4 protein-coding genes and 1 pseudogene are annotated in these 2,710 nt (G+C 69.6%); 2 read left to right on the top strand and 3 right to left on the bottom strand.

What is annotated here, in order from left to right; translation table 11 throughout:
- Together Q0379_RS11500 and Q0379_RS11495 are read left to right on the top strand one after the other, a co-directional pair.
- Positions 1-983, top strand: a 983-nt coding sequence (locus Q0379_RS11500) for a TrbI/VirB10 family protein (RefSeq protein WP_299008591.1), incomplete at its 5' end; no start/stop codon positions are given.
- On the top strand, positions 980-1,204 hold the full coding sequence (locus tag Q0379_RS11495; RefSeq protein ID WP_299008589.1) for a DUF2274 domain-containing protein: 225 nt from the start codon (positions 980-982) through the stop codon (positions 1,202-1,204). The genes Q0379_RS11500 and Q0379_RS11495, both read left to right, overlap by 4 nt.
- 72 nt (positions 1,205-1,276) lie before the next feature.
- Here the strand turns inward: Q0379_RS11495 and Q0379_RS11490 are convergent, their stop codons facing one another.
- From Q0379_RS11490 to Q0379_RS11480, 3 genes and pseudogenes are all read right to left on the bottom strand, one after another.
- A complete protein-coding gene (locus tag Q0379_RS11490; RefSeq protein ID WP_299008587.1) occupies positions 1,277-1,579 on the bottom strand; it encodes a 4a-hydroxytetrahydrobiopterin dehydratase in 303 nt (100 codons plus the stop codon).
- Positions 1,580-1,586: 7 nt separating this feature from the next.
- The gene (locus Q0379_RS11485) at positions 1,587-2,249 is read right to left on the bottom strand and encodes an SDR family oxidoreductase (protein ID WP_299008585.1); all 663 of its coding nucleotides are present in this window, start codon (positions 2,247-2,249) and stop codon (positions 1,587-1,589) included.
- A gap of 263 nt (positions 2,250-2,512) precedes the next feature.
- Positions 2,513-2,710, bottom strand: a pseudogene (locus tag Q0379_RS11480) (phenylalanine 4-monooxygenase); the annotation flags it as partial.

Raw genomic sequence — 2,710 nt, 5'->3', positions numbered from 1 at the left:
TCGCCGACGCGCCGCCGGCGGCCACGCCGTCCGAGCAGGTGACGGCCCTGCCGCGCGGCTATGACGGCCCCGCCGGGGTTCCCGGCCTTGGGCCGCCGCTCCCGGGCGACCTGGGCCGGCCGATGCTGAGCGCCCAGCGCCAGGGCAAGGACACCGACTGGCCCAAGACCGGCGAGCCGGCTTCGTCTCCGGTCGCGATTGACGGGAGACCGCCGCCGCCGGCGACTGATGCGGATTTGGAAAGACTGGCGCGGGCCGCCGCCCGTCGCACAGCACGCCAGAGCGGCCTGTTCGTGGCCGAGGTCGCCCGGAGCCGCGGGGAGATCCGGCCGGCGACAACGCCGGAGGCCGAGATTGCGCAGGCCGATCCGAGGATCACCAGCGTCGAGCGGCTACAGGCCCCGGCCTCGCCCTATGTCCTGCAGGCCGGTTCGGTGATCCCCGCCGCCCTGGTCACCGGGCTGCGCTCGGACGCGCCGGGCCTGGCCATCGCCCAGGTCACCCAGGACGTGCATGACAGTCTGGGCGGCGGGGTGCTGTTGATCCCGGCCGGTTCCCGGCTGGTGGGCGAGTATGACGCCCAGATTCAGGGCGGCCAGAGCCGGCTGCGGGTGGCCTGGACGCGGTTGATCCTGCCGTCCGGACGCTCCATCGTCCTGGACAAGCTGCCGGCCGCCGACGCCCAAGGCATGGCCGGCTTGCAGGACGGCGTCGACCGCCACGGCGGCGATGTGCTGGCGGCCGCAGGGCTCTCCACGCTCCTGGCTGTCGGGGCGGAAGCCGGTGGCGACGGCGATGAGAACGACTTGGTCCGCGCCCTGCGCCGGGGGGGCTCCAACGTGGCCAGCCAGGTCGGCCAGCAGATCGTCGGCAAGAGCCTGGATCTGGCGCCGACCCTGACCGTCCGGCCTGGCGCGCCGTTGCGGGTCCTGCTGACCCGGGATCTCGTGCTTGAGCCCTATCGGGAAAGGACCCTCCCATGACCAAGTTGAAGCTCGGGCCGCTGGAGGACGAGACGCCGGTGAAGCTGACGCTGGATCTGCCGGCCGCCATCCATCGCGACCTTGTCGCCTACGCCCAGGCCCATGCGGCCGAGACCGGCGGCAAGCCCGCCGAGCCGGCGCGGCTGGTCGCGCCGATGCTGGCGCGATTCATGGCCACGGACCGGGCCTTTGTCCGGGGGCGCAAGCCGCGTGGCGGTTAGGGCGGGGCGTCGACCCAGATGGCCAACAAGGCCAGGACAGGGCGCAAGAGGCCAGTTGGCGGTCGAAGACCGTCAACCGGCCATGATTTGGGTGATGCTGTTTATCTTGTGGGCCAGCGCGATGTCGCGCGATGACACGCCATCGGCGTCATGGGTCGTCAGCCAGACATCCAGCACATTGTAGACGTTGGTCCATTCAGGATGGTGATCGGCCTTCTCGGCCTTGAGCCCGATCTGGACCATCGCGCCGAGCGCCTGGCCGAAGTCCTTGAACTTGAGTTGGCGATAGATCGCCTTGCGGTCGGCCACGTAGCGCCATTGCGGGAGATGGCGCAGGGCCTCGTCCAGACGCTCGGTAGGGAGAGCTTCGATCATGGCGCCCTCACGCGGCATTGGTGACGGGGATCAAGGCGCCGCTGATTGCTCGCGCCTGCGGTCCGGTCAGGAAGCGCAGGACATCGGCGATCGCCGCGGGGCTCGTCCAGGTCGTCGGATCGGCGTCTGGCATGTCCCGGCGGTTTCGAGGCGTATCGATGATCGACGGCAAGATGGCGTTCACCCGAACGCCGCGGGGCTTCAGTTCGACGGCCAGGGCCTCGGTGAGCCTGGCCACGCCGGCCTTCGCCGCGCCGTAGGGACCAAATCCCGCGCCGGCGGGCTGGGCCGAATGCGCGCCCACCAAAACGATGGCGCCCTTGTCGGCGAGGTGCGGGAGCGCGGCTTGAAGCGTGGCGACCGCCGACTCTACATTGGCCGAAAACAAGCCACGCCAATCTTCTAGCAGGGCGTCGGCCACTGGGAGCCACCTGAAACCGCCGACCAGGTGAACGACGGCGTCGAACCCGCCCAGGTGAGCGGCGGCGCGTCCGATCACCTTCCGGGCGTTGGCCGCGTCGGTCAAATCGCCGGCCGCTAAGCGGCCGGCCTCGAGGTCGTCTTGTGACAGGCCGCCGTGCAGAGCCGCAACCTTGTCGCCAGCCGCGCGGAAGGCGTCGGCGACAACCGTTCCCAGGGCGCCGTCCGCGCCGGTGAGCAAGATGCGCATGGATGGGTTTTCCTTGAAGTCCTAGTCGGTGGCGGTCCGACCCTTGACCAAGGCCGGGGACCGCGGTGTACGGGCGCCCCGGCGCAGGGGCCGGTCAAGCAGGCCTGACCGATGAATCCACCGGCGTCGCGCCCAGCTCGTCGCGAAAGGCATCCGCTCCGGGTCGATCTTGTCGGGGCGCGGGCTGCGCCCAGAGCGGCCGATCAGCGAGAGTTGGACGCTGACGCCTGAGGCCTCAGTGTCCACGAACAGGGACGGGAAGGTCATAAGGCTTTGCGGGACTTGGCGTAGGCTTGGCTGCCGCGGGTAATCACGCGGTCTTCAGGCAGGATGACGTCGGTAGATAGGTCGGGAGCGGTCTCGAGCTTGGCGTAAAGCGGCGCGAAATCCGTCTCCAGGGTTTGCCGCAGCAGGTCCTCGTAGCTGTCGATGACGAAGTAGGTCTGCTGATAGTCGTCGAT

Source organism: uncultured Caulobacter sp., assembly GCF_937900395.1.
GTDB lineage: Bacteria > Pseudomonadota > Alphaproteobacteria > Caulobacterales > Caulobacteraceae > Caulobacter.
This window is presented reverse-complemented; position numbering and strand designations above follow the sequence as displayed.